This window comes from Marinibaculum pumilum (assembly GCF_042646425.1).
GTDB lineage: Bacteria > Pseudomonadota > Alphaproteobacteria > Ferrovibrionales > Ferrovibrionaceae > Marinibaculum > Marinibaculum pumilum.
The window spans coordinates 1-19,167 of record NZ_JBHRTR010000020.1; the positions used below are offsets into that span (position 1 = coordinate 1).

At 70.6% G+C, this 19,167-nt stretch carries 27 protein-coding genes; 19 read left to right on the forward strand and 8 right to left on the reverse strand.

Annotation, left to right across the window (positions count from 1 at the left end):
* Positions 1–272, forward strand: a 272-nt coding sequence (locus tag ACFOGJ_RS07660; protein ID WP_379899263.1) for a transposase, incomplete at its 5' end; no start/stop codon positions are given.
* A 51-nt stretch (positions 273–323) separates the two neighbouring features.
* Positions 324–1,358, forward strand: coding sequence for an agmatinase (speB, locus tag ACFOGJ_RS07665; RefSeq protein ID WP_379899264.1), 1,035 nt, complete (start codon positions 324–326; stop codon positions 1,356–1,358).
* 25 nt (positions 1,359–1,383) lie between these two features.
* Here the strand turns inward: speB and ACFOGJ_RS07670 are convergent, their stop codons facing one another.
* The 3 genes from ACFOGJ_RS07670 to ACFOGJ_RS07680 are packed head-to-tail and all read right to left on the reverse strand — an operon-like array spanning position 1,384 to position 3,274.
* Entirely contained in the window at positions 1,384–2,169 is a 786-nt protein-coding gene (locus ACFOGJ_RS07670) for a glutathione S-transferase family protein (RefSeq protein ID WP_379899265.1), read from the reverse strand.
* Positions 2,166–2,969, reverse strand: coding sequence for an alpha/beta fold hydrolase (locus ACFOGJ_RS07675; RefSeq protein WP_379899266.1), 804 nt, complete (start codon positions 2,967–2,969; stop codon positions 2,166–2,168). Before ACFOGJ_RS07675 ends, ACFOGJ_RS07670 begins: the two co-directional genes overlap by 4 nt.
* Before the next feature lie 8 nt (positions 2,970–2,977).
* Positions 2,978–3,274: a BrnA antitoxin family protein gene (locus ACFOGJ_RS07680; protein ID WP_379899267.1), complete on the reverse strand. Its 297-nt coding sequence runs from the start codon at positions 3,272–3,274 to the stop codon at positions 2,978–2,980.
* 334 nt (positions 3,275–3,608) lie between these two features.
* Between ACFOGJ_RS07680 and ACFOGJ_RS07685 the strand changes: the two genes are divergently transcribed.
* From ACFOGJ_RS07685 to ccmB, 7 genes are all read left to right on the forward strand, one after another.
* Positions 3,609–4,673, forward strand: a complete 1,065-nt coding sequence (locus ACFOGJ_RS07685) for a threonine aldolase family protein (protein WP_379899268.1) — start codon at positions 3,609–3,611, stop codon at positions 4,671–4,673.
* 80 nt (positions 4,674–4,753) lie between these two features.
* Positions 4,754–5,512, forward strand: a complete 759-nt coding sequence (locus ACFOGJ_RS07690) for an SDR family NAD(P)-dependent oxidoreductase (protein WP_379899269.1) — start codon at positions 4,754–4,756, stop codon at positions 5,510–5,512.
* Between the two features lie 37 nt (positions 5,513–5,549).
* Positions 5,550–5,987 carry a hypothetical protein gene (locus tag ACFOGJ_RS07695; RefSeq protein ID WP_379899270.1) on the forward strand — a complete coding sequence of 146 codons (438 nt, stop codon included), beginning with the start codon at positions 5,550–5,552 and terminating at the stop codon, positions 5,985–5,987.
* Positions 5,988–6,167: 180 nt separating this feature from the next.
* On the forward strand, positions 6,168–6,752 hold the full coding sequence (locus tag ACFOGJ_RS07700; protein ID WP_379899271.1) for a ferritin-like domain-containing protein: 585 nt from the start codon (positions 6,168–6,170) through the stop codon (positions 6,750–6,752).
* A 96-nt stretch (positions 6,753–6,848) separates the two neighbouring features.
* Entirely contained in the window at positions 6,849–7,604 is a 756-nt protein-coding gene (locus ACFOGJ_RS07705) for a helix-turn-helix domain-containing protein (protein ID WP_379899272.1), read from the forward strand.
* Between the two features lie 95 nt (positions 7,605–7,699).
* Positions 7,700–8,353 carry a heme ABC exporter ATP-binding protein CcmA gene (ccmA, locus tag ACFOGJ_RS07710; RefSeq protein WP_379899273.1) on the forward strand — a complete coding sequence of 218 codons (654 nt, stop codon included), beginning with the start codon at positions 7,700–7,702 and terminating at the stop codon, positions 8,351–8,353.
* 35 nt (positions 8,354–8,388) lie between these two features.
* Positions 8,389–9,054 carry a heme exporter protein CcmB gene (ccmB, locus tag ACFOGJ_RS07715; protein WP_379899461.1) on the forward strand — a complete coding sequence of 222 codons (666 nt, stop codon included), beginning with the start codon at positions 8,389–8,391 and terminating at the stop codon, positions 9,052–9,054.
* 16 nt (positions 9,055–9,070) lie between these two features.
* On the opposite strand, the gene ACFOGJ_RS07720 is transcribed toward ccmB, so the two are convergent.
* Positions 9,071–9,526 (reverse strand): YccF domain-containing protein, encoded by a 456-nt coding sequence (locus ACFOGJ_RS07720; RefSeq protein WP_379899274.1) that lies wholly within the window; start codon positions 9,524–9,526, stop codon positions 9,071–9,073.
* Between the two features lie 130 nt (positions 9,527–9,656).
* On the opposite strand from ACFOGJ_RS07720, the gene ACFOGJ_RS07725 reads away from it, so the two are divergent.
* From ACFOGJ_RS07725 to ACFOGJ_RS07760, 8 genes are all read left to right on the forward strand, one after another.
* On the forward strand, positions 9,657–10,391 hold the full coding sequence (locus ACFOGJ_RS07725) for a heme ABC transporter permease (protein WP_379899275.1): 735 nt from the start codon (positions 9,657–9,659) through the stop codon (positions 10,389–10,391).
* Positions 10,392–10,589: 198 nt separating this feature from the next.
* Complete coding sequence (ccmD, locus tag ACFOGJ_RS07730; protein ID WP_379899276.1) at positions 10,590–10,838, forward strand: heme exporter protein CcmD; 249 nt, start codon at positions 10,590–10,592, stop codon at positions 10,836–10,838.
* A gap of 50 nt (positions 10,839–10,888) precedes the next feature.
* Positions 10,889–11,365 (forward strand): cytochrome c maturation protein CcmE, encoded by a 477-nt coding sequence (gene ccmE / locus ACFOGJ_RS07735; protein ID WP_379899277.1) that lies wholly within the window; start codon positions 10,889–10,891, stop codon positions 11,363–11,365.
* Positions 11,366–11,405: 40 nt separating this feature from the next.
* Positions 11,406–13,403: a heme lyase CcmF/NrfE family subunit gene (locus ACFOGJ_RS07740; RefSeq protein ID WP_379899462.1), complete on the forward strand. Its 1,998-nt coding sequence runs from the start codon at positions 11,406–11,408 to the stop codon at positions 13,401–13,403.
* Positions 13,400–14,020 carry a DsbE family thiol:disulfide interchange protein gene (locus ACFOGJ_RS07745; RefSeq protein ID WP_379899278.1) on the forward strand — a complete coding sequence of 207 codons (621 nt, stop codon included), beginning with the start codon at positions 13,400–13,402 and terminating at the stop codon, positions 14,018–14,020. The genes ACFOGJ_RS07740 and ACFOGJ_RS07745 overlap by 4 nt, the downstream gene beginning before the upstream one ends.
* Before the next feature lie 7 nt (positions 14,021–14,027).
* Positions 14,028–14,513, forward strand: coding sequence for a cytochrome c-type biogenesis protein (locus tag ACFOGJ_RS07750; protein ID WP_379899279.1), 486 nt, complete (start codon positions 14,028–14,030; stop codon positions 14,511–14,513).
* 28 nt (positions 14,514–14,541) lie between these two features.
* Positions 14,542–15,516, forward strand: coding sequence for a c-type cytochrome biogenesis protein CcmI (ccmI, locus tag ACFOGJ_RS07755; protein WP_379899280.1), 975 nt, complete (start codon positions 14,542–14,544; stop codon positions 15,514–15,516).
* A gap of 47 nt (positions 15,517–15,563) precedes the next feature.
* Positions 15,564–15,797: a hypothetical protein gene (locus tag ACFOGJ_RS07760; RefSeq protein ID WP_379899281.1), complete on the forward strand. Its 234-nt coding sequence runs from the start codon at positions 15,564–15,566 to the stop codon at positions 15,795–15,797.
* Here ACFOGJ_RS07760 and ACFOGJ_RS07765 read toward each other — a convergent pair.
* Positions 15,788–16,207 carry a VOC family protein gene (locus ACFOGJ_RS07765; protein ID WP_379899282.1) on the reverse strand — a complete coding sequence of 140 codons (420 nt, stop codon included), beginning with the start codon at positions 16,205–16,207 and terminating at the stop codon, positions 15,788–15,790. The two genes, ACFOGJ_RS07760 and ACFOGJ_RS07765, sit on opposite strands and share 10 nt — an antisense overlap.
* A gap of 90 nt (positions 16,208–16,297) precedes the next feature.
* Between ACFOGJ_RS07765 and ACFOGJ_RS07770 the strand changes: the two genes are divergently transcribed.
* On the forward strand, positions 16,298–16,864 hold the full coding sequence (locus ACFOGJ_RS07770; protein WP_379899283.1) for an NUDIX hydrolase: 567 nt from the start codon (positions 16,298–16,300) through the stop codon (positions 16,862–16,864).
* 22 nt (positions 16,865–16,886) lie between these two features.
* Here the strand turns inward: ACFOGJ_RS07770 and ACFOGJ_RS07775 are convergent, their stop codons facing one another.
* Both ACFOGJ_RS07775 and ACFOGJ_RS07780 read right to left on the reverse strand, forming a co-directional pair.
* Positions 16,887–17,240, reverse strand: a complete 354-nt coding sequence (locus ACFOGJ_RS07775; RefSeq protein WP_379899284.1) for a YkvA family protein — start codon at positions 17,238–17,240, stop codon at positions 16,887–16,889.
* Positions 17,241–17,286: 46 nt separating this feature from the next.
* On the reverse strand, positions 17,287–17,595 hold the full coding sequence (locus tag ACFOGJ_RS07780) for a 4a-hydroxytetrahydrobiopterin dehydratase (RefSeq protein ID WP_379899285.1): 309 nt from the start codon (positions 17,593–17,595) through the stop codon (positions 17,287–17,289).
* Between the two features lie 33 nt (positions 17,596–17,628).
* Between ACFOGJ_RS07780 and ACFOGJ_RS07785 the strand changes: the two genes are divergently transcribed.
* Positions 17,629–18,024: a metallopeptidase family protein gene (locus ACFOGJ_RS07785; protein WP_379899286.1), complete on the forward strand. Its 396-nt coding sequence runs from the start codon at positions 17,629–17,631 to the stop codon at positions 18,022–18,024.
* Positions 18,025–18,386: 362 nt separating this feature from the next.
* Here ACFOGJ_RS07785 and ACFOGJ_RS07790 read toward each other — a convergent pair whose 3' ends face one another.
* Positions 18,387–19,112: an NAD-dependent deacylase gene (locus tag ACFOGJ_RS07790; protein ID WP_379899287.1), complete on the reverse strand. Its 726-nt coding sequence runs from the start codon at positions 19,110–19,112 to the stop codon at positions 18,387–18,389.
* Positions 19,113–19,167: the final 55 nt, after the last annotated feature.

Genomic DNA, 19,167 nt, shown 5'->3' on the forward strand with positions numbered 1-19,167 from the left:
ACATTGTCGTGCTCGACAATCTCGGCAGCCACAAGGGCAGGCCGGTGCGGGCGGCGATCCGTGCAGCCGGCGCCAAACTGTTGTTCCTGCCGGCCTACAGCCCCGACCTCAATCCGATCGAGCAGGTCTTCGCAAAGCTGAAGCATTGGCTGCGACGCGCGCAGGCGCGGTCGATCTCTGAAACCGTCGAAGCTATCGGCAACGTCCTCAACCGCTTTCAGCCGCAGGAATGTGCCGCCTACTTCGCAAACTCAGGCTATGCTTCCACCTAAAGCGGGAACGCTCTAGGCTGTCGGTCCGAACCGAGAGGCAAGGAGGACCGGGTGGACCAAGAGAAACTGCGGAAGCTGCGCGCGCGCTTTGCCGACCAGGCGCCGGGACAGATGTACGATCCCCGCTTCCGGCCGCTGGCGGAGGTGCAGTTCAAGGCGGACGGCCGCCGCTGGGCGCCCTATTCCGGCATCGCGACCTTCCTGGACGTGCCGCCGGTCGACGGCACCGATCCGGCCGCCCTGGCCGATGTCGACATCGCCCTGGTCGGGGTGCCGATGGACCTCGGTGTCACCAACCGGCCGGGCGCCCGCTTCGGCCCGCGGGCGGTGCGCGCCATCGAGCGGGTCGGCCCTTACCACCACCTGTTCCACCGGGTGCCGTTCCTGGAGGCGCGGGTGCGCGACATCGGCGACGTGCCGTTCCGCAGCCGCTTCAGCCTGGAAACCAGCATCGCCGATATCGCCGACTTCTACGGCACCCTCCGCGATGCCGGCGTGCGGCCGCTGTCGGTCGGCGGCGACCATTCGATCACCTATCCGATCATGCAGGCGCTGGGCCGCGACCGGCCTCTGGGCATGGTGCATTTCGATGCCCATTGCGACACCGGCGGGGAATACGACCTGTCCAAGTTCCACCATGGCGGCCCGTTCCGCCAGGCGGTGCTGGACGGCGTGCTGGACCCGGACCGCTGCATCCAGATCGGCATCCGCGGCTCGTCGGAATTCCTCTGGGAATTCTCCTACGAGGCGGGCATGACGGTGCTGCATATCGAGGACGTGGCCGCCATGCCGGCGGCCTCGATCGCGGCCCGGGCGCGGGAGGTGGTCGGCGACGGCCCGGTCTATGTCACCTTCGACGTCGACTGCCTGGACCCCGCCTTCGCGCCGGGTACCGGCACGCCGGAGGTCGGCGGCATGACACCGCGGGAATGCCAGGCGATCCTGCGCGCGCTGGACGGCCTGGACATCGTCGGCGGCGACGTGGTGGAGGTGGCGCCGCAATACGACGCCACCACCAACACCGCCCAGGTCGGCGCGCAGATGCTATTCGAGATCCTGGCCCTGATGGCGCGGCCGGCCGGATAGCGGTCTCCAGTCAACACCTGGCGGGTCAGTCGATCTCCGGCGTGAAGCGGATCGTGTCGCGGCCGATGCCGTCCAGCACCACCTGCAGGCCGCCGGACTTGATCATCCATTCCAGGCGATGGTCGCGGTACTGGCGGCGGAAGCGGCCGGCCTCCACCGCCTTGTGGACATTCGCCATCTCCGCCACCGCGGCGCGTGCCTCGGCCACCGTCTGTGCCACCGCCGGGCGGGCATTGGCGCGCTTCAGCCAGGCGATGAGGGCCGAGCCTTCCGGCGGCGGGAAGCCGAAGCCGGCAGACGCATTGAGGAACGGCACGACGGAGAGATCCGCACGCCCGAACGGTCCGCAGAACCATTCGGCGCCGGGCGCCAGCCGCCCCTCCAGCCAGGCATGGAAGCCGGCGATCTGGCGGCGGGCCGCCGCCTTCAGATCCGCCGCGTCGCGGCCGTCGGCGCGGCGGAAATAACGCAGCTCCCCCAGCCCCCAGTTCACCGCCTCGTAATGGGTGTCCATCACCTCCTCGATGCTGCGGGCCTGCGCGCGGGCGGCCGGGTCCGGCGGCATCAGGGGCGGGTCGGGAAAGGCATCCTCCAGATAATCGAGCTGGATGGTGGAATCGAACAGCCGCAGACCCTCGTGCAGCAGGAACGGCACCTCGGCGCGAGGATTGCCGTCCAGGAAGTCGTCCTGTTCGACGCCGGGCCCGCGACCGCCGGCGCGGCGCAGTTCGAAGGGAATGCTCTTCTCGCGCAGCGCGATCTTCACCTTCTGCACATAGGGGGAGAGCGGATGTTCGTAGAGGACGATCATGGTGCGGCCTTCCGGGCAGGTTCGGCGGCGCGGCAGTCGGCGAGATGTGCGGCGAGCGCCGCGTCGAAGGCCGCCACCGCCTCGGCATTGATGGAATGGCCGCCGTCCAGGCGCACCGTGCGCAGGCCCGGCAGGCGGGCCTGCGCCAGCGCGGCCAGCGGGAGGAAGGCCTTTTCCCAGACGCCGACGACCATCAGGGTAGGCACGGCAATCCGCTCCAGGTCGCCCAGCACCGACAGGGTCGGGCGGCTGCCCTCGATGCAGCCCAACAGGCCGGCCGGGGTCAGCAACCCGGCATCCGCTTCCAGCGCGGCGCGCACCGCCGGGTGTAGCCGGCGGCCGTTGCGGGGATGGAACGGCAGCTCGGTCAGCGGCGCGCCGGCGGCGAACAGGCCGCGCAGCCGCGCCGCCCGTTCCGCCGCCGCATCGGGCCCGTCGGAAGCCAGGCCGGACAGGGAATTGGTGAAGGCCTGGCCGAACAGGGCTTCCGGACAGAGCAGGCTGTAGCGCAGGGTCAGCCCGGCGCCGAAGCTTTGCCCGACGGCATACCAGGATTCGCCGCCGATCTCGTTGCGGATCGCCTCGAACTGCTCGGCATAGGCGCGCGGGTCGTGCAAGGCGGGATCCTCCGGCACCGGCGATCGGCCATGCCCCCACAGCTCGACCGTCACCGGGCTGGCGACCCGCTTCAGCGCCGGCAGGTTCGCCGCCCATTGCGCCCGGCTGGACATGAAGCCGTGCACCAGCAGCAGCGGCGGGCCATCGCCCTCGTGAACGTCGAAATGCAATCGTGGCCGCATGCTCCGGATCAGCGACGGCTGCTCTGCATTCGGGCCACATATTCCCGAAGCGCGGCGTTGATATGGCTCTGGTAGCCGCGGTCGCCCTCGCGTCGATGAAGACGGAACCATTCGAGAATGTCGGCATCGATCCGGATCGTCGTCTGCTTCTTGACCGGCCGGTAGAAGCGTCCGCGGACGGCGCCAGACCAGTCCACGGTCTCCGGCGCGTCGGGATCGTCGGTGGCGATGTCCTCATCGGACAGACGATCGAGGGCGGCGAGTTCCGCTGCCTGACGTCTGGAGAGGCTTCGCTTGTCAGCCATTCTCATATGCCTTTCGTTCCGCGGGGGTTGCCTTGCGGACGCTGATCGCGCGTGCCACGCCATCCTCTTCGCGATCCGGCCAGCTATGCACGGCAAAGAGCAGCCGCCCTGCGACCATGCCGATCGTACGCCAGCGGTCGCCATCCCGGTGCGCATCGGGCAGCGACAGGCCATGCTTGCGCCGGTTCGCCCTGTCCTTGCCCGGATCCCATATCCACCGCACCATCGCCGCCTGCCATCTACAATTATGTAGTTACAAATTGGATGCCGATCTAGGGATATCGCCACCGGTGATGCTACCTTCGGCGCCCTTTCACCCAGGTAGTCACCGCCCATGCCTCAGCCCGCCGCACCCGCCCGCCACTTCGCTTCCGACAATTATGCCGGCATGTGCCCGGAGGTGCTGGCGGCGATGACCCGCGCGGACGCCAGCGGGCACGAGCCCGCCTATGGCGACGACCGCTGGACGCAGATCGTCTGCGACCGGATACGGGAGCTGTTCCAGACCGACTGCGAGATCTTCTTCGTCTTCAACGGCACGGCGGCGAACGCGCTGGCCCTGGCGGCGCTGACCCAGCCCTACCATTCGATCCTCGCCCATGCCCTCGCCCATATCGAGACCGACGAATGCGGCGCGCCGGAGTTCTTCTCCAACGGCGCGAAGCTGCTGCTGGCCGACGGGCCGGACGGCAAGCTGACCCCGGACGCCATCGCCGCGAAGGTCACGGCGCGGTCGGACGTACACTACCCGAAGCCGGAGGTCGTCTCCCTGACCCAGGCGACGGAGGTCGGCACCCTCTATTCGGTGGCGGAACTGCGCGCCATCGCCGCGATGGCGAAGCGCCACGACCTGAAGGTGCATATGGACGGCGCCCGATTCGCCAACGCGGTCGCGGCGCTGGGGGTGCACCCGTCGGAGATCACCTGGCGCGCCGGGGTGGACGTGCTCTGCTTCGGCGGCACCAAGAACGGCCTGGCGGTGGGCGAGGCGGTGGTCTTCTTCAAGAAGGAGCAGGCGCGCGACTTCGCCCACCGGGTGAAGCAGGCGGGGCAGCTCTGCTCCAAGATGCGCTTCATCTCCGCGCCCTGGCTGGGCCTGCTGGACGATGATGTCTGGCTGCGCAATGCCGGTCATGCCAATGCCATGGCCGCCCGCCTGCACAGCGCGATCCGCGACCTGGCGGGGGTGGAGATCATGTTCCCGCCCCAGGCCAACGCCGTCTTCGCCCGCCTGCCGAAGCCGGCGATCGAGCGGCTCTGGGCACAGGGCTGGAAGTTCTACGACTTCATCGGCGCCGGCGGCTGCCGCTTCATGTGCGCCTGGGACACCACGCCTGAGGTTGTCGACCGCTTCGCCGCCGACATCGCCGCCGCGGTTAGCGCGGCCGCGACCGGCTGAAGCGCCCTTGCGCACGGGGCGGCGCGCCCCGAACATGCGCGCCATCCAGACAGCAAAAGCGGAATGAGGGGGAACGCCAGGTGACGGCGAAGCACATCATCGACATGAGTGGCAAGGTGGTCCTGATCACCGGCGGCAGCCGGGGCCTGGGACGGGAGATGGCGCTGGGCTTCGCCGCAGCAGGTGCCGATATCGGCATCACCAGCCGCAAGCTGGATGCCTGCGAGCAGACCGCGAAGGAGGTCGAGGCGCTGGGCCGCCAGGCCTGGGCCCATGCGGCCCATGTCGGCCGGTGGGACGAGTGCGACGCGCTGGTGGAGGCCGCCTATGCCCGCTTCGGCCGGGTCGACGTGCTGATCAACAATGCCGGCAAGTCGCCGATCTACGACCGTCCCGTCGATATCGAGGAACGGCTCTACGACAGCGTGCTGGACGTGAACCTGAAGGGGCCGTTCCGGCTGTCCGCGGCGATCGGCCAGCGGATGATGGAGGGCGATGGCGGCTGCATCATCAACATCTCCTCCGTCGGCTCGATCCGGCCGCGCAAGGACATCATCACCTATGCCGCGGCGAAGGCCGGGCTGAACGCGATGACCGAGGCCTTCGCCGACGCCTATGGCCCGAAGGTGCGGGTGAACTGCATCCTGCCCGGGCCGTTCCTGACCGACATCTCCAAGGCCTGGGACATGGAAGCGTTCAACGCGCGGGCGGAAACCACCATCGCCATGAAGCGCGGCGGCCAGCCGGACGAGGTGGTGGCGGCGGCGCTGTACCTGGCCTCTCCCCACGCCGGCTATACCACCGGCGCGCTGCTGCGGGTCGACGGCGGCATGCACTGAGCGGGGACGGAAGCCGATCGACAACCGGCGGAGCCAGATGAAATCCGACGACCGTCTGCGCGAGAAACTGCGCAAGATCGAAGCACTCTATGCCGCCGCCGGCACCGCCGGGGAGAAATCCGCCGCCGGCGCTGCGGCCGAGCGGATCCGCCAGCTGTACGAGAAGGCCAGCAGGAAGGAACAGCCGGAGGAGGTCAAGTTCTCGATTCCCGACCAATGGTCCAGGCAACTGTTCATCGCCCTGTGCCGCCGCTACGGCGTGACGCCGTTCCGGTACCCGCGCATGCACCGCCAGACGGTCATGGTCCGGGCTCCGGCGAGTTTTGTGCACCTGACCCTCTGGCCGGAGTTCGAGGAGCTCAGCCAGGCGCTGGCCGCCCATCTGCACGAGATCACCACGACGATCATCCGGGAGGAGGTGCACGACTCCACCCAGGACGCCGAGGAATTCGCCGAGCCGCGCCGTCTGCTGTAGGCGGCGCGGCCCGCGGCGGTCAGAAGTCGATGGTGGCGGAGACCAGGAAGGTCCGCGGCGGACGCGTGATCGCAAAAGCATGCGCGTGTCGTCCGTCTGCCGACACATCCGAAGGTCCGATACGGCCGTATCCTGATGGGAACGCGCCGATGACGGCGCGAAACACGGGAGAATGTCGTCATGACCAGAACCGCCGAGACCGCCCGCCGCCGCTTCCTGCGCAGCGCCGGTACAGCCACCCTCTCGGCCGGTGCGGTGGCACTGCTGGTCGGCTGCGAGAGCATGGCGGCGAAGCCCGGCATGACCGCCGACCCGATGGCCGATGCCGCGCTGCTGAACGGCGCCATCGGCCTGGAGGACCAGGCGATCGGGGCCTACCAGCTTGCTCTGGACAGCGGCCTGCTGGCCGCGGAGGTGCGCCCCGTCGCGATCCTGTTCCAGTCGCATCACAGGGGCCATCGCGATGCGCTGGCCCGCGCCGTGACGAAGCTGGGCGGTGCGCCGCAGGGTCCGAAATCGCTCGCCGACTATGCCGCCGCCCTGGATGCAGCGAGCCTGAAGAACCAGACAGAGGTGCTGGAGCTGGCGCTGCGGCTGGAGAAGGAGGCCGCCGACGGCTACCTGAAGGCGGTCCCCGACCTGCAGGGCGACGGCCTGGTCCAGGCATCCGCCCGCATCGCCGCCGACGAGGTGCTGCACTGGACGGTCCTAGCGCAGGCCCTGGGCCGGCCGCTACCGGCGGAGCCTCTCACCTTCGGGGCCTGACCCGCAAAGATCCATCGTAGCGTTGTCGGCTTTCCCTCGGCCCGCCGGCCTGCCACCTTCCCATCGGCAGGAATGGCAGCCGGGGGTGGAGGTGCGATGAACCAGGAGCCGCGGATCGACATCATCGCCGCCGCGCTGGCGGACCGGGCGCGGGCGCGCATCGTCACAGCGCTGATGGACGGCCGCGCCTATTCGGCAAAGGAGCTGGCGTTCCGGGCGGAGGTCACGCCGCAGACGGCGAGCTTCCACCTGCAACGGCTGACGGGGACCGGGCTGCTGGCCGACTATCGCCGCGGCCGGCACCGCTATTTCTACATCGGCGATGCCGACATGGCCGGCGCGGTCGAGGCCCTGATGGCGGCCGCGCCGCAGGACCATCTGCGCAGCCTGCCGCCGCGGGCCCGCGGCGCCTTCGTCCTGGCGCGGTCCTGCTGGACCCATCTGGCGGGCAAGCTGGCGGTGGCGCTTGCGGAACGCCTGGCGGAGATGGACGCGATCGCCTTCCGCGGCGGCAGTTTCCTGCCCGGGCCGCAGGCGGCCGCCCTCTTCCACCGGCTGGGCCTGCCGTCGGATACGGTCGCGGAACCGGCTGCTGCCCGGCTGCAACCCGGATCGAGCCCCTGCTGGGCCAAACCCTGCCTGGACTGGACGGAACGCCGCTTCCACCTGGCCGGGCGGTTGGGGCGGTCGCTGCTGGAGCATTTCCTGGCGCAGGGCTGGCTGGTGCGGCTGCCGGAGGGCCGGGCCCTGGCGGCGACGCCGTCGGGCATCGCGGCCTTCCGCGACCTCCTGGGCATCGACGTCGAGGCCCTGGAGAGCGCCGTCGCGGTGGAGCGCCAGGCGGCGGAGTGACCGCTGCGGCCGGCCCGGCGACCGCCCCCGGGGCCGGTGCGCCGCTGCGGCACCAGGTCATGGCCCGCCGGCATCGCCGCATGGCATAAGGGGGCATGTCCGACACCCGCTTCTTCCTGGCAGAGAACCTGGCCTGCGCCCGCGGCGAGCGCGCGGTGTTCCGCGACGTCAGCCTGCGGGTCGAGAATGGCGGCGCGCTGGTGCTGCGCGGGCCGAACGGCACCGGCAAATCCTCCCTGCTGCGCATGCTGGCCGGCCTGCTGCCGCCCTTCGCCGGCCATCTGGCCTGGCATGACGGGCCGGTCGACGAGAACCCCGACCGGCATGCTGCGCGGCTGGTCTATCTGGGCCATGCCAATGCCGCGCAGCCCGCCCTGACGGTGCGGGAGAACCTGGCCTTCTGGGCACATCTGCAGCCGGATGGCCAGCCGCAGCGCATCGGCGATGCACTGGGCGCCTTCGCCCTGTCCGACCTGGCGGAGCTGCCGGCGCGCTATCTGTCCGCCGGCCAGACCCGGCGCCTGGCACTGGCGCGGCTGCTGTTGGGCGGCGCGCCACTCTGGCTGCTCGACGAGCCGGCGACCGGCCTGGACGCGGCCTCCACCGCCACCCTGTGGGAACGGATCGCGGCCCATCGGGCGCTGGGCGGCATGGCGATCGTTGCGGTGCACGGCCCGGCCGACCTGCCCGGCGCGGCCGAACTCGACCTGGCCCCGCATTCGCTCATCCGGCAGGCTGCACTGCCGTGACGCGGCCGGATACGCCCTACGGCCATCCTTCCGCCCTGGCGGCGTTCCGCGCCCTGGTGCAGCGCGACCTGCGGCTGGCGGTGCGGCAGGGCGGCGCCACGGTGCTGGTGCTGATCTTCTTCGTGCTGGCGGTCACCCTGTTCCCGCTGGGGGTCGGCCCGGCGCCGGAGGTGCTGAGCCGGATCGCGCCCGGTGTGCTGTGGGTCGCCGCGCTCCTGTCGGCGCTGATGTCGCTGGAGCGGCTGTTCCAGGCCGATTTCGCCGACGGTACCCTGGACATCCTGGCGCTGGGGCGGCTGCCGATGCCGGTGGTGGTGCTGGCCAAGGCGCTGGCGCACTGGCTGACCGCCGGCCTGCCGCTGACCCTGCTGGGCCCGCCACTGGCCCTGTCGCTGGCCCTGCCGGTGGAGGCGCTGGGCGCGGCCTGGATCGCGATGGCGCTGGGCACCCCCTGCCTGACCCTGCTGGGCGCGATCGGCGCCGCCCTGACGGTCGGCGTCCGGCGCGGCGGGCCGCTGCTGGCGCTGCTGGTGCTGCCGCTCTACATCCCGACCCTGATCTTCGGCGCCGCCGCCGTCGATGCCGCCGCCTTCGGCCTGGCGGCGGTCCCGCACCTGCTGCTGCTGGGCGCCACCCTCTGCGTCGCCCTGGTGCTGGCCCCCTGGGCCGCCGCCGCGGCGCTGCGGCTGTCGCTGGAATAGGCGGCGCCCGCCCCGGTCAGCGGCGCGACTGCTGCACCGACCGGCGGGCGCGCTCGCGCATCAGTTCGGCCGCGACCTCCTTCGTCACCACCGCCTTGCCGACCGGCAGCAGGCTGGCCTCCGCCAGCTTCAGATGGGCGATGGCAAATGGAATGCCGATGATGGTGATCGCATAGGCGATGGCGGAGATAACATGCCCAAGCGCCAGCCAGATTCCGGCGACCAGCAGCCAGATGATGTTCGCCACCAGCCCCAGCGGCCCGGTACCCAGGTCGTCGCTGCCGGTCAGGTCGCGCCGGTTGACCGTGGTATGTCCGAACGGCCAGAAGGAATAGAGGCCGATGTTGAAGGCCGCCCGCGCCCAGGGCAGGCCGATGATGGTCAAGGCCAGGATCGCCGCACCGGCCAGCCACATCAGGCCGAGCAGCCAGCCGCCGAACACCAGCCAGATCAGGTTCAGTATTGTCGCCATCGCCGCCCCTCCTGCCCGCGATACTGCAACGGCTCGGCCAGGGCGCAAAGGGGGCGCGACACCGGGACGACTTGCGCCGCCGCGCCGCTGCCTCTAGCTAGGTCGGATCCGACACGGAACCGCCCGAACCATGGCCTCCAGCCTGCACCGTCTTGCCAATCCGACCCGCTTCCTGGCCCTGATCCGGCCGGTGCAGCCGGTGGCCGGCGTGGCGGCGCTGCTGCTGATCGTCGCCGGGCTGGGCTGGGGGCTGCTCTACGCGCCGCCGGACTACCAGCAGGGCGAGACGGTGCGGATCATGTACGTGCATGTGCCCGCCGCCTGGATGGCCCTGTTCATCTATGTCTGCATGACGGTCGCATCGGCCGTCGGGCTGATCTGGCGGCATCCGGTCGCCGACCTCTCCGCCAAGGCCTCGGCACCGATCGGCGCCGCCTTCACTTTCCTCTGCCTGGTGACCGGCGCGCTCTGGGGACAGCCGATGTGGGGCACCTGGTGGGTCTGGGACGGGCGGCTGACCTCGGTCCTGATCCTGTTCTTCCTCTATCTCGGCTATATCGCGCTCTGGTCCGCCTTCGACGATCAGGCGAAGGCGGCGCGGGCGGCGGCGATCCTGGCGGTCGTCGGCGTGATCAACGTGCCGATCGTGAAGTTCTCGGTGGACTGGTGGAACACCCTGCACCAGCCGGCCAGCGTGCTGACGATGGAGGGGCCGAAGATCCACGCCACCCTGCTCTGGCCGCTGCTGCTGACCGGGCTGGGCTTCACCGCGTTCTACATCTACCTGCTGTGCCTGCGGGTGCGGACCGAGATCCTGCGCCGCAAGGTGCGGATCGCCCGGCTGGCGGCGCTCGCGCAATCCTGATCGCGGCACGGTCCTTCCGGGCCGGTGCGATTGTCGCACCGCCTGGACGCACACCGTCCGGCAGATATATTCCGCCCGGCAAGGGATACAGCAGAATCCGGCGGCCTGGCGGAGGGCGCGACGTCGCCCGGCCGGACCGGACAGGGAGATGGCGGCAATAGCCCGCGCCGGGATGGCGCGCCGGCCGCGCGGAGAGAGATGGATTTTCCCGGCAGGTTCGACAGTCTCGGGGCGTTCCTCGCGATGGGCGGCTACGGCGCCTTCGTCTGGCCGGCGCTGGCGCTTGCCGTCGTCATCCTGCTGGGCCTGTGGCTGCAGAGCCTGGCCGCCCTGCGGGAGGCGGTGCGGCAGGAGGCGCTGGTCGCGCAGCTGCGGCGTGACGGCCGCTCCGGCGGCACCGACCGGGACCTGAACCAGGGGCAGCAGCAGGCGGAAGCGGGCCAATGACTTCGGACACTGAAACCGGTCGCGGTAGCCCGGCGCGGCGCCTTCCCGGCATGGGACGCCGCAAGCGGCGGCGGCTGTGGCTGGTGGTCGGCGGCCTGGCGGTGCTCGGCGTCGCGGTGGCCCTGGTCCTGTCCGCCTTCGACGACAACCTGGTGTTCTTCCACAGCCCCTCCGACATCGCGGAGCGGCAGGTGCCGCCGGACCGGCGCATCCGGATCGGCGGCCTGGTCCAGGAAGGCTCCGTCCTGCGCGACGGCATGACCACGGAGTTCACGGTGACCGACATGGCGAACGACCTGCGGGTGCGCTATGTCGGCCTGCTGCCCGACCTGTTCCGGGAGGGCCAGGGCGTCGTGGCGGAAGGCAGCCTGGGGACGGACGGCCTGTTCACGGCCAGCCAGGTGCTGGCCAAGCATGACGAGAACTACATGCCGCCGGAGGTGGTCGACAGCCTGAAGCGGGCCGGGCAGTGGCAGCATGGCCCCGGTGGACCAGAATCGGGTGGGCCGAAGAGGGGCGGCACGTGACCGCGAAGCTCAGCCCCGCACCGAAGGACAAGGCCCGGTGATGATCGTCGAGGTCGGTCATTTCGCGCTGGCATTGTGCCTGGCGGTGGCGATCGTGCAGGCGGTGCTGCCGCTGGTCGGCGCGGCGCGCGGCCATGCCGGCCTGATGCGGCTGGCCGGCCATGCCGCCTGCATCCAGGCAGCACTCTGCCTGGTCGCCTTCGCGGCGCTGACGCATGCCTATCTCGGCTCCGACTTCTCCGTCGTGAACGTCGTCGAGAACTCGCATTCGGCCAAGCCGCTGCTCTACAAGATCACCGGCGTCTGGGGCAATCACGAGGGCTCGCTGCTGCTCTGGCTGCTGATCCTGACCCTGTTCGGCGCGGCGGTGGCGCTTTTCGGCGGCAACCTGCCGGCACAGCTGCGGGCCCGGGTGCTGGCGGTGCAGTCGATGCTGGGGGTCGGCTTCCTGGCCTTCATCCTGTTCACCTCCAACCCCTTCACCCGCACCTTTCCGCCGCCGCTGGACGGGCAGGGCCTGAACCCGCTGCTGCAGGATCCCGGCCTCGCCTTCCATCCGCCCTTCCTCTACCTGGGCTATGTCGGCTTCTCGATCGCCTTCGCCTTCGCGGTCGCGGCCCTGATCGAGGGGCGGGTCGACGCCGCCTGGGCGCGCTGGGTGCGGCCCTGGACCCTGGCCGCCTGGACCTTCCTGACGATCGGTATCGCGCTCGGCTCCTGGTGGGCCTATTACGAGCTGGGCTGGGGCGGCTGGTGGTTCTGGGACCCGGTGGAGAACGCCTCCTTCATGCCCTGGCTGGCCGGCACCGCGCTGGTCCATTCCGCCGTGGTGGTGGAGAAGCGCGATGCGCTGAAGACCTGGACCGTGCTGCTGGCGATCCTGACCTTCTCCCTCAGCCTGCTGGGCACCTTCATCGTGCGCTCCGGCGTGCTGAACTCCGTCCATGCCTTCGCCACCGACCCGGCGCGCGGCATCTTCATCCTGGGCTTCCTGGTCCTGGTGGTGGGCGGCAGCCTGACCCTGTTCGCAATCCGTGCGCCCGCCCTGCGCGGCGGCGGCAGCTTCCGCCCGGTCAGCCGCGAGGGCGGCCTGGTGCTGAACAACCTGCTGCTGGCAACGGCGACGGCGACGGTCCTGGTCGGCACCCTCTACCCGCTGTTCCTGGATGCCGTGACGGGGGAGAAGGTGACCGTCGGCCCGCCCTATTTCAACGCGGTCTTCGTGCCGCTGATGGTGCCGCTGATCGCCGCCATGGGGATCGGCCCGCTGCTCGCCTGGAAGCGCGGCGACCTGGCCGGCGCCCTTGCCCGGCTGCGGCTTGCGATCGCGGTCACCGTGGCGGCGATCCTGCTGGCGATCGCGATGGCCGATACCGGCGCCGCGGGCGCGGCTTTGGGCCTGGGTCTCGCCGCCTGGCTGGCCGCCGGCACCCTGACCGAATGGGCGGAGCGGATCCGGCTGTTCCGCGCCCCGCCGGCGGAGAGCTGGCGTCGTGCCGGCCATCTGCCGCGCGCCGCCTGGGGCATGACGGTGGCGCATCTGGGGATGGCGATGCTGATCGCCGGCATCACCGTGTCGAGCACCTGGTCGACCGAGGCACAGGGCCTGCTGGCCCGCGGCGGGAGCCTGTCCGCCGGCCCGGTCGCCTATCGCCTGGACGATGTCACCGAGCAGCGGGGCGCCAATTTTGACGCCCTGTCGGCGGAGATGACCGCGACCTGGAGCGACGGCAGCAGCGATCGCCTGGCGCCCGAACAGCGCCGGTACACAGACCCGCCGATGGAGACGACGGAGGCGGCGATCCGCCCCTCCCTGGTCGCCGACCTCTATGCGGTGGTCGGCCGGCCGCAGGAGCCGGGCGCGGCGCGCTTCGCCGTCCGCGTCTATCACAAGCCGATGGTGTCCTGGATCTGGCTCGGGTCGCTGGTGATGGCGCTGGGCGGGGCGATCTCCCTCACCGACCGGCGGCACCGGGTCGGCGCGCCGGCAGCCCGGCGGCGCGGCGCGACCGATATCGGGGAGCAGGCGACCGCATGACCGAAAAAGACCTTGCACAAGCGCAGGAGCCGGCGGAAGAGGCCCGGCCGCGGCGCCGCTTCCTGGTCACCTATGGCCTGCCGGCGCTGGTCTTCGCGGTGATCGCGGCGGCGATGGGCTATGGCCTGCTCTACCTGGACCCGCGGTCGCTGCCCTCGGCCCTGATCGACAAGCCGGTGCCGGACTTCTCCCTGCCGCCGCTGCCCGACCGGCGGCGCGGCCTGGACAGCGACGACCTGCACGGGCAGGTCTCCATCGTGAACGTCTTCGCCTCCTGGTGTGCGCCCTGCAAGGTGGAGCATCCGGTGCTGATGCAGATCGCCGCCGACTATGAGGAGGACGTGAAGATCTTCGGCATCGCCTACAAGGACCGGCCGGCCGATACGGTGAAATGGCTGGAAGAGCTGGGCGATCCCTACAACGCCATCGGCGTCGACCGCACCGGCCGGGTGTCGATCGACTTCGGCGTCTACGGCGTGCCGGAGACCTATGTCGTCCGCCCCGACGGCAGCATCGCCTACCGCCATGTCGGCCCGATCACGCAGCAGGACTGGAACCGGGTGATCGCGCCGCTGGTGAAGACCCTGCAGCGCGAAGCCTATCGCCAGGGCTCGTGAAGCGCCGATGGCCCCCCTTCACCGCTTCCTGGCGGCCGTCGCGATCCTGCTGGCCGCCTGCCTGTCCGCCCTGCCGGCGGCGGCGATCGGCGTCGACCGGCCGCTGGACGACCCGGTGGCGGAACGGCGGGCACAGGACATAGCTGAGACCCTGCGCTGCCTGGTCTGCCAGAACCAGACGATCGCCGAATCCGACGCCGACCTGGCCCGCGACCTGCGCGGCATCATCCGCGAACAGGTGGCGGAGGGACGCTCCGACGACCAGATCCGCGGCTTCCTGGTCGACCGCTACGGCCAGTGGGTGCTGATGCGGCCGCCGTTCAACTGGCGCAATGCGGTGCTGTGGATCGCCCCGGCACTGATCCTGCTGGCCGGGATCGTCCTGGTGCTGCGCCGCCGCCGGCGGATGGCGCAGCCCGGCGATACCGGCCGGCCGCTGAGCGCGGCGGAAGAGGCCCGCCTCGCCGCCCTGCTGGACCGCGACGAGACATGAACCGGCCGGCGCAGCATCGGATCCTGTCATGTTCTGGCTGATCATCGGACTTCTGGCCGCGGCGGTCGCCGTGGCGCTGGTGCTGCCGCTGGTGCTCGCCCGCCGGCAGCCGCTGCCGGACGCGGCCGCGCACGACCGGGCCGTCTACCGCGACCAGCTGGCAGAGGTGGAGCGCGACCTGGCGCGCGGCGTGCTGGACGAGAGCGCCGCAGCCGCGGCGCGGGTGGAGATCCAGCGCCGCATCCTGCGCACCGACCGGGAGGCGCCGGAGAAGGCGGCAGGAACCGTGCGGCCCGGCGGAACTGGGCGGCCCGGCGGCCCGGCCGGCCTGCTGGCGGTGTTCCTGGCGGTCCTGGTGCCGCTGGCGGGACTGGGCCTTTACTTCCAGACCGGCACGCCGGGCATGCCCGACATGCCGCTGGCGATGCGCGGTCCCGGCCCGGACGCGGCGCAGATGCGCGCCGCGTCCGGGATGGATCCGGAGGCCCGGGCGGAGATGATCGCCGGCATGGTGGCCGGGCTGGAGGAACGGCTGGCGGAAATGCCGGACGATTTCGACGGCTGGATGCGGCTCGGCCGCTCGCGGCTGGTGCTGGGCGAACCGATGAAGGCGCGCGACGCCTATGCGCGCGCCTCCGCGCTGCGGCCCGACAGCCTGCCGGCGGCGACCGCCTATGCCGCCGCGGTGATGCAGTCCGACGGCGCCGGCCAGCCGGTCTCGCCGCAGGCGGAGGCGGCGCTGAAACGGGTGCTGGAAATCGCGCCGGAGGAGCCTTCCGCCCTGTTCCTGCTGGGCCGGGCGGCCAGCGAGCGCGGCGACTGGCCGGCGGCGATGGACTGGTTCGGCCGGCTGGCGGGCAGCCTGCCCGACAGCGACCCGCGGGCCCCGGTCGTCGACCGCATCCTGGAGGAACTGCGGCAGCGCGGCACCGGCCCGGACAGGTCGGAGGCGGGGCAGGGCGACGATGCCGGCGAAGCGGCCCAACCGTCGCCGCAGAGGTAGCCAGCGGCCGTATCGCTGCCTATCTTGCCTTCAGATGAGCGTGATGGATGGCTGACGGCGACGACACAAGGATTGGCGGACAGGGCAACCCGGCCCTGGGCCCCGTGCAGCGCGTGCGCCAGGTCGCCTCGCGCGGGCGGGCGCGTGCCGGCGCGGACGACGAGGGCCGCACCGGCGAAGCGCCGCAGCAGCATCACCATCTCGACGATCCCGGCATCCGCCCGGGCCCGCGTGGCGGCCTGCCTGACTGGCTCGGCCGGAACCTCAACATCTACGTCTGAGCGGCTGCCTCCGGCGCGAAAGTCACCGCCTCGACATTATGGCCTTCGGGATCGCGCACGAAGGCGGCGTAGTATTCCGGATGGTAGGCCTGCCTGATGCCGGGCGCACCATTGTCGCTGCCGCCATGCGCCAGAGCTGCGGCATGGAAGGCGCGGACAGCCGCGCGGCTGCCGTTCCGGAAGGCGATATGGCAGGGCGGCTGCTGCTGCCCCTTCGCGACCAGCCAGAGCTGGCCCTTGCGGCCGATGCCGAAGCCGACCTGCCCGCCGGCATGCGCGTCCGACGGCAGCGTGCTGACGACCGACAGGCCCAGCGGCGCCAGGACCGCCTCGTAGAACCGACCGGCCAGGTCGAGATCCGCGACACTGAGCGCGACATGGTCCAGCAGCATGGTCAGTTCGTCGGTCATGTCCCGCCCGCTTCCCGGATCGGCCACCGGTTGCCGGCGGCAGGGGACGGCAGACTGGACAGCCCGCCCGCGGCGCGCAAGATAGGCGCCATGAGCGTGCAATCGCCAGCAGACTACGGATTCAGGCAGGAAGTGCCCGAGGGCGACGACCGGCAGCGGCTGGTCTGCGGCGATTGCGGCTGGATCCACTACGTCAATCCGAAGATCGTCGTCGGCGCGGTGATCGCCCATGGCGAAAAGCTGCTGATCTGCCGCCGCGCGATCGAGCCGCGCAAGGGGTTCTGGACGATCCCCGCCGGCTATATGGAGGAACGGGAAAGCAGCGAGCAGGGCGCCGCGCGCGAGGCGCGGGAGGAGGCCTGCGCGGAGATCCGCATCGACGGGCTGCTGGGGGTCTACAACATCGCCCGGATCAGCCAGGTGCAGCTGATCTACCGCGCCGAACTGGTCGACGGGCAGCACGCGCCCGGCCCGGAATCGCTGGAGAGCCGGCTGGTCGCCTGGGACGAGATCCCGTGGACCGAACTGGCCTTCCCCACCGTGCAATGGGCGCTGAACGCCTGGCACGCGCATCGCGGTCGGCCGCTCGCCGCCCCCGACACCAATCCCCCCGACATCGACCCGCACTGGAAAAGCCTGACGGCCCGCCAGGCCTGACCGAACGGCCGCAACGCTGCCGTCAGTCCTTCTGCAGGAAGCGGCGCGCGGCGGCGCGGTGGCTGTCGCGGATCGAGCCGCCGACCGCCCGGGTGGCGGCGAGCAGCACCGCCAGATCGTCGCCATAGCCGATCAGCGGCAGGAAGTCGGCGACCGCGTCGGTCGGCAGGACGAAATAGGCCAGCGCGCCGAACAGGGTCGCCTTCACCGTCAGCGGGGTGGCCCGGTCGGTGGCGCTGTAGAAGGCCGCGGCCGCATCCTCGGCAAAGGGGACATGCCCGGCGGTTCGCCGCAGCTTGCGCCAGAAGCCGTCGCGGACCAGGGCCTCTTCCGCCGCCGGGTCCAGGCCGGTGGCCGTCGCAGTGCTCTCGCTCATTACCAGGATGTGGGAAGCGGGCCGGGGATTCGCAATTGCCGGCGCCTCAACCCGCCGCGTCCATGAAGGCCGCCATGTCGACATCCTTCTGGGTCACGCCGCCGGCATCGTGGGTGGCCAGGGTCACCTCGACCTTGTTGTAGACATTGAACCACTCCGGGTGGTGGTCCATCTTCTCAGCCAGCAGCGCCACCCGGGCCATGAACCCGAAGGCGGCGTTGAAATCCTTGAACTGGAAGGTCTTGCAGATCGCCTCCCGACCCGCCGCCTCGCTCCATCCGTTCAGCCCGGCCAGCGCCTGCCGGCGGGCGTCCGCGTCCAGCTTCGTCATCGCCATGTCCGACTTCCCCGTCATCAGGTTCGTCCGCGTCCGTCCGGCAGGTGTCGCATGTTGAGGCCGGCCAAGGAAGGGCCCGACCGCCTGCTCGCCCTGGCGGAGCAGGCCTATGCCGAAATCCCGGAGGAGCTGCGCCGGCACACCGAAGGCATCGTGTTCCGGGTCGCCGACTGGGCGGACGCCGACACGCTGGAGGAGATGGGCATCGACGATGCCTATGACCTGCTGGGCCTCTATCACGGGGTCAGCCTGGACCATCAGAGCGTTTACGATTCCGGGCGCATGCCGGACATGATCTGGCTCTACCGCGAGCCGATCCTGGCCTATGCGGCGGATACCGGGGAGGCGCTGGCCGACGTCGTCCGCAATGTCCTGGTGCACGAGATCGGCCACCATTTCGGCCTCTCCGACGACGACATGCACGCCATCGAGGATGAGGACGACTGAGCTCAGAACGGTTCCCGGGTCAGGCTCTACGGCGGTCACACGGTCTCTTCGACGCATCTTCCCCGGCACCGTCGCCCTCGGCCCCCGAGCCGAGGGCCGTGACGATACAAGGACGCTGCGCAGCCTCATCGCCTTGCCACGATCCTCGGGTCAAGCCCGAGGACGACGGCGGCAGGAAAGCCGCGTCGAGAAGATGTGTGAATGCCGTAGGCTCGGGGCCGAGGACAACGGCAACCCGGCAGGACGGCAAGGCCGCATCAGGTCCGCTGGTGAGATATTTGAGTGCCGCAGAGCCCGGCCCGGGAACGACGGGCTTCCCCGACGGCAGTGCGAACGCACCACCAGCGTCCGCCGGCCTCCTCTCACCCCGCCGCCAGCAGTTCCTCGACGAAGGCCGGCACCAGGTCCGTCGCCGGGCCCTGGCGGGCCTCCGCGAACAGGGTGGCGCCCTCCGACGGCTCCAGGTTCAGTTCCACGGTATGGGCGCGGCCGTGGCGGCGCACTTCGTCGACGAAGCCGGCGGCCGGATAGACATTGCCCGAGGTGCCGATCGAGACGAACAGGTCGCAGGCGGCCAGTTCCACGCCGATCTTCGCCATGTGGAAGGGCATCTCCTCGAACCAGACGACATGCGGGCGGACATAGCCCGGGGTGGTGCAGGTGGCGCAGATTGTCGCCGTGCCGATCGCCTCCCGGCTTTCGGCGACCGTGCCGCAATTCTCGCAGCGGATCTTCAGGATCTCGCCGTGCATGTGCAGCACGTTGCGGCTGCCTGCCCGTTCGTGCAGGTCGTCCACGTTCTGGGTCACCACCAGCAGACGCCCGCCGTTGCGGGCGGCCAGCTCCGCCTCCAGCCGGGCCAGCGCCTCGTGCGCGGCATTGGGGCTGTAGCCCGCCATGCCGGTGCGCAGGCTGTTGTGGAAGTCATGCACATAGTCCGGGTTGCGGGCGAAACCGCCGGGGGTGGCGACATCCTCCAGCCGCACCTTCGTCCACAGCCCGTCCTTGTCGCGGAAGGTGTCCAGGCCGCTCTCCTTGGAGATGCCGGCGCCGGTCAGCACCACGATCCGCCGGTAGGGACCCGCCATTCGTTCCTCCCCCTCTGCTTCGCCCGGTCTTGCATCCGCCCGGTCTTGCATCCGC

Coding starts and splice junctions, on each gene's coding strand:
- ACFOGJ_RS07675 (WP_379899266.1), bottom strand. CDS start 2,969: ATGCGGCCACGATTGCATTTCGACGTTCACGAGGGCGATGGCCCGCCG.
- ACFOGJ_RS07685 (WP_379899268.1), top strand. CDS start 3,609: ATGCCTCAGCCCGCCGCACCCGCCCGCCACTTCGCTTCCGACAATTAT.
- ccmD (WP_379899276.1), top strand. CDS start 10,590: ATGGATTTTCCCGGCAGGTTCGACAGTCTCGGGGCGTTCCTCGCGATG.
- ACFOGJ_RS07785 (WP_379899286.1), top strand. CDS start 17,629: ATGTTGAGGCCGGCCAAGGAAGGGCCCGACCGCCTGCTCGCCCTGGCG.
- ccmI (WP_379899280.1), top strand. CDS start 14,542: ATGTTCTGGCTGATCATCGGACTTCTGGCCGCGGCGGTCGCCGTGGCG.
- ACFOGJ_RS07790 (WP_379899287.1), bottom strand. CDS start 19,112: ATGGCGGGTCCCTACCGGCGGATCGTGGTGCTGACCGGCGCCGGCATC.
- ACFOGJ_RS07700 (WP_379899271.1), top strand. CDS start 6,168: ATGACCAGAACCGCCGAGACCGCCCGCCGCCGCTTCCTGCGCAGCGCC.
- ACFOGJ_RS07760 (WP_379899281.1), top strand. CDS start 15,564: ATGGCTGACGGCGACGACACAAGGATTGGCGGACAGGGCAACCCGGCC.
- ccmE (WP_379899277.1), top strand. CDS start 10,889: ATGGGACGCCGCAAGCGGCGGCGGCTGTGGCTGGTGGTCGGCGGCCTG.
- ACFOGJ_RS07695 (WP_379899270.1), top strand. CDS start 5,550: ATGAAATCCGACGACCGTCTGCGCGAGAAACTGCGCAAGATCGAAGCA.
- ACFOGJ_RS07775 (WP_379899284.1), bottom strand. CDS start 17,240: ATGAGCGAGAGCACTGCGACGGCCACCGGCCTGGACCCGGCGGCGGAA.
- ACFOGJ_RS07780 (WP_379899285.1), bottom strand. CDS start 17,595: ATGACGGGGAAGTCGGACATGGCGATGACGAAGCTGGACGCGGACGCC.
- ACFOGJ_RS07745 (WP_379899278.1), top strand. CDS start 13,400: ATGACCGAAAAAGACCTTGCACAAGCGCAGGAGCCGGCGGAAGAGGCC.
- ACFOGJ_RS07750 (WP_379899279.1), top strand. CDS start 14,028: ATGGCCCCCCTTCACCGCTTCCTGGCGGCCGTCGCGATCCTGCTGGCC.
- ACFOGJ_RS07670 (WP_379899265.1), bottom strand. CDS start 2,169: ATGATCGTCCTCTACGAACATCCGCTCTCCCCCTATGTGCAGAAGGTG.
- ACFOGJ_RS07765 (WP_379899282.1), bottom strand. CDS start 16,207: ATGACCGACGAACTGACCATGCTGCTGGACCATGTCGCGCTCAGTGTC.
- ACFOGJ_RS07720 (WP_379899274.1), bottom strand. CDS start 9,526: ATGGCGACAATACTGAACCTGATCTGGCTGGTGTTCGGCGGCTGGCTG.
- ACFOGJ_RS07740 (WP_379899462.1), top strand. CDS start 11,406: ATGATCGTCGAGGTCGGTCATTTCGCGCTGGCATTGTGCCTGGCGGTG.
- ACFOGJ_RS07680 (WP_379899267.1), bottom strand. CDS start 3,274: ATGGCTGACAAGCGAAGCCTCTCCAGACGTCAGGCAGCGGAACTCGCC.
- ACFOGJ_RS07770 (WP_379899283.1), top strand. CDS start 16,298: ATGAGCGTGCAATCGCCAGCAGACTACGGATTCAGGCAGGAAGTGCCC.
- ACFOGJ_RS07705 (WP_379899272.1), top strand. CDS start 6,849: ATGAACCAGGAGCCGCGGATCGACATCATCGCCGCCGCGCTGGCGGAC.
- ACFOGJ_RS07725 (WP_379899275.1), top strand. CDS start 9,657: ATGGCCTCCAGCCTGCACCGTCTTGCCAATCCGACCCGCTTCCTGGCC.
- ccmA (WP_379899273.1), top strand. CDS start 7,700: ATGTCCGACACCCGCTTCTTCCTGGCAGAGAACCTGGCCTGCGCCCGC.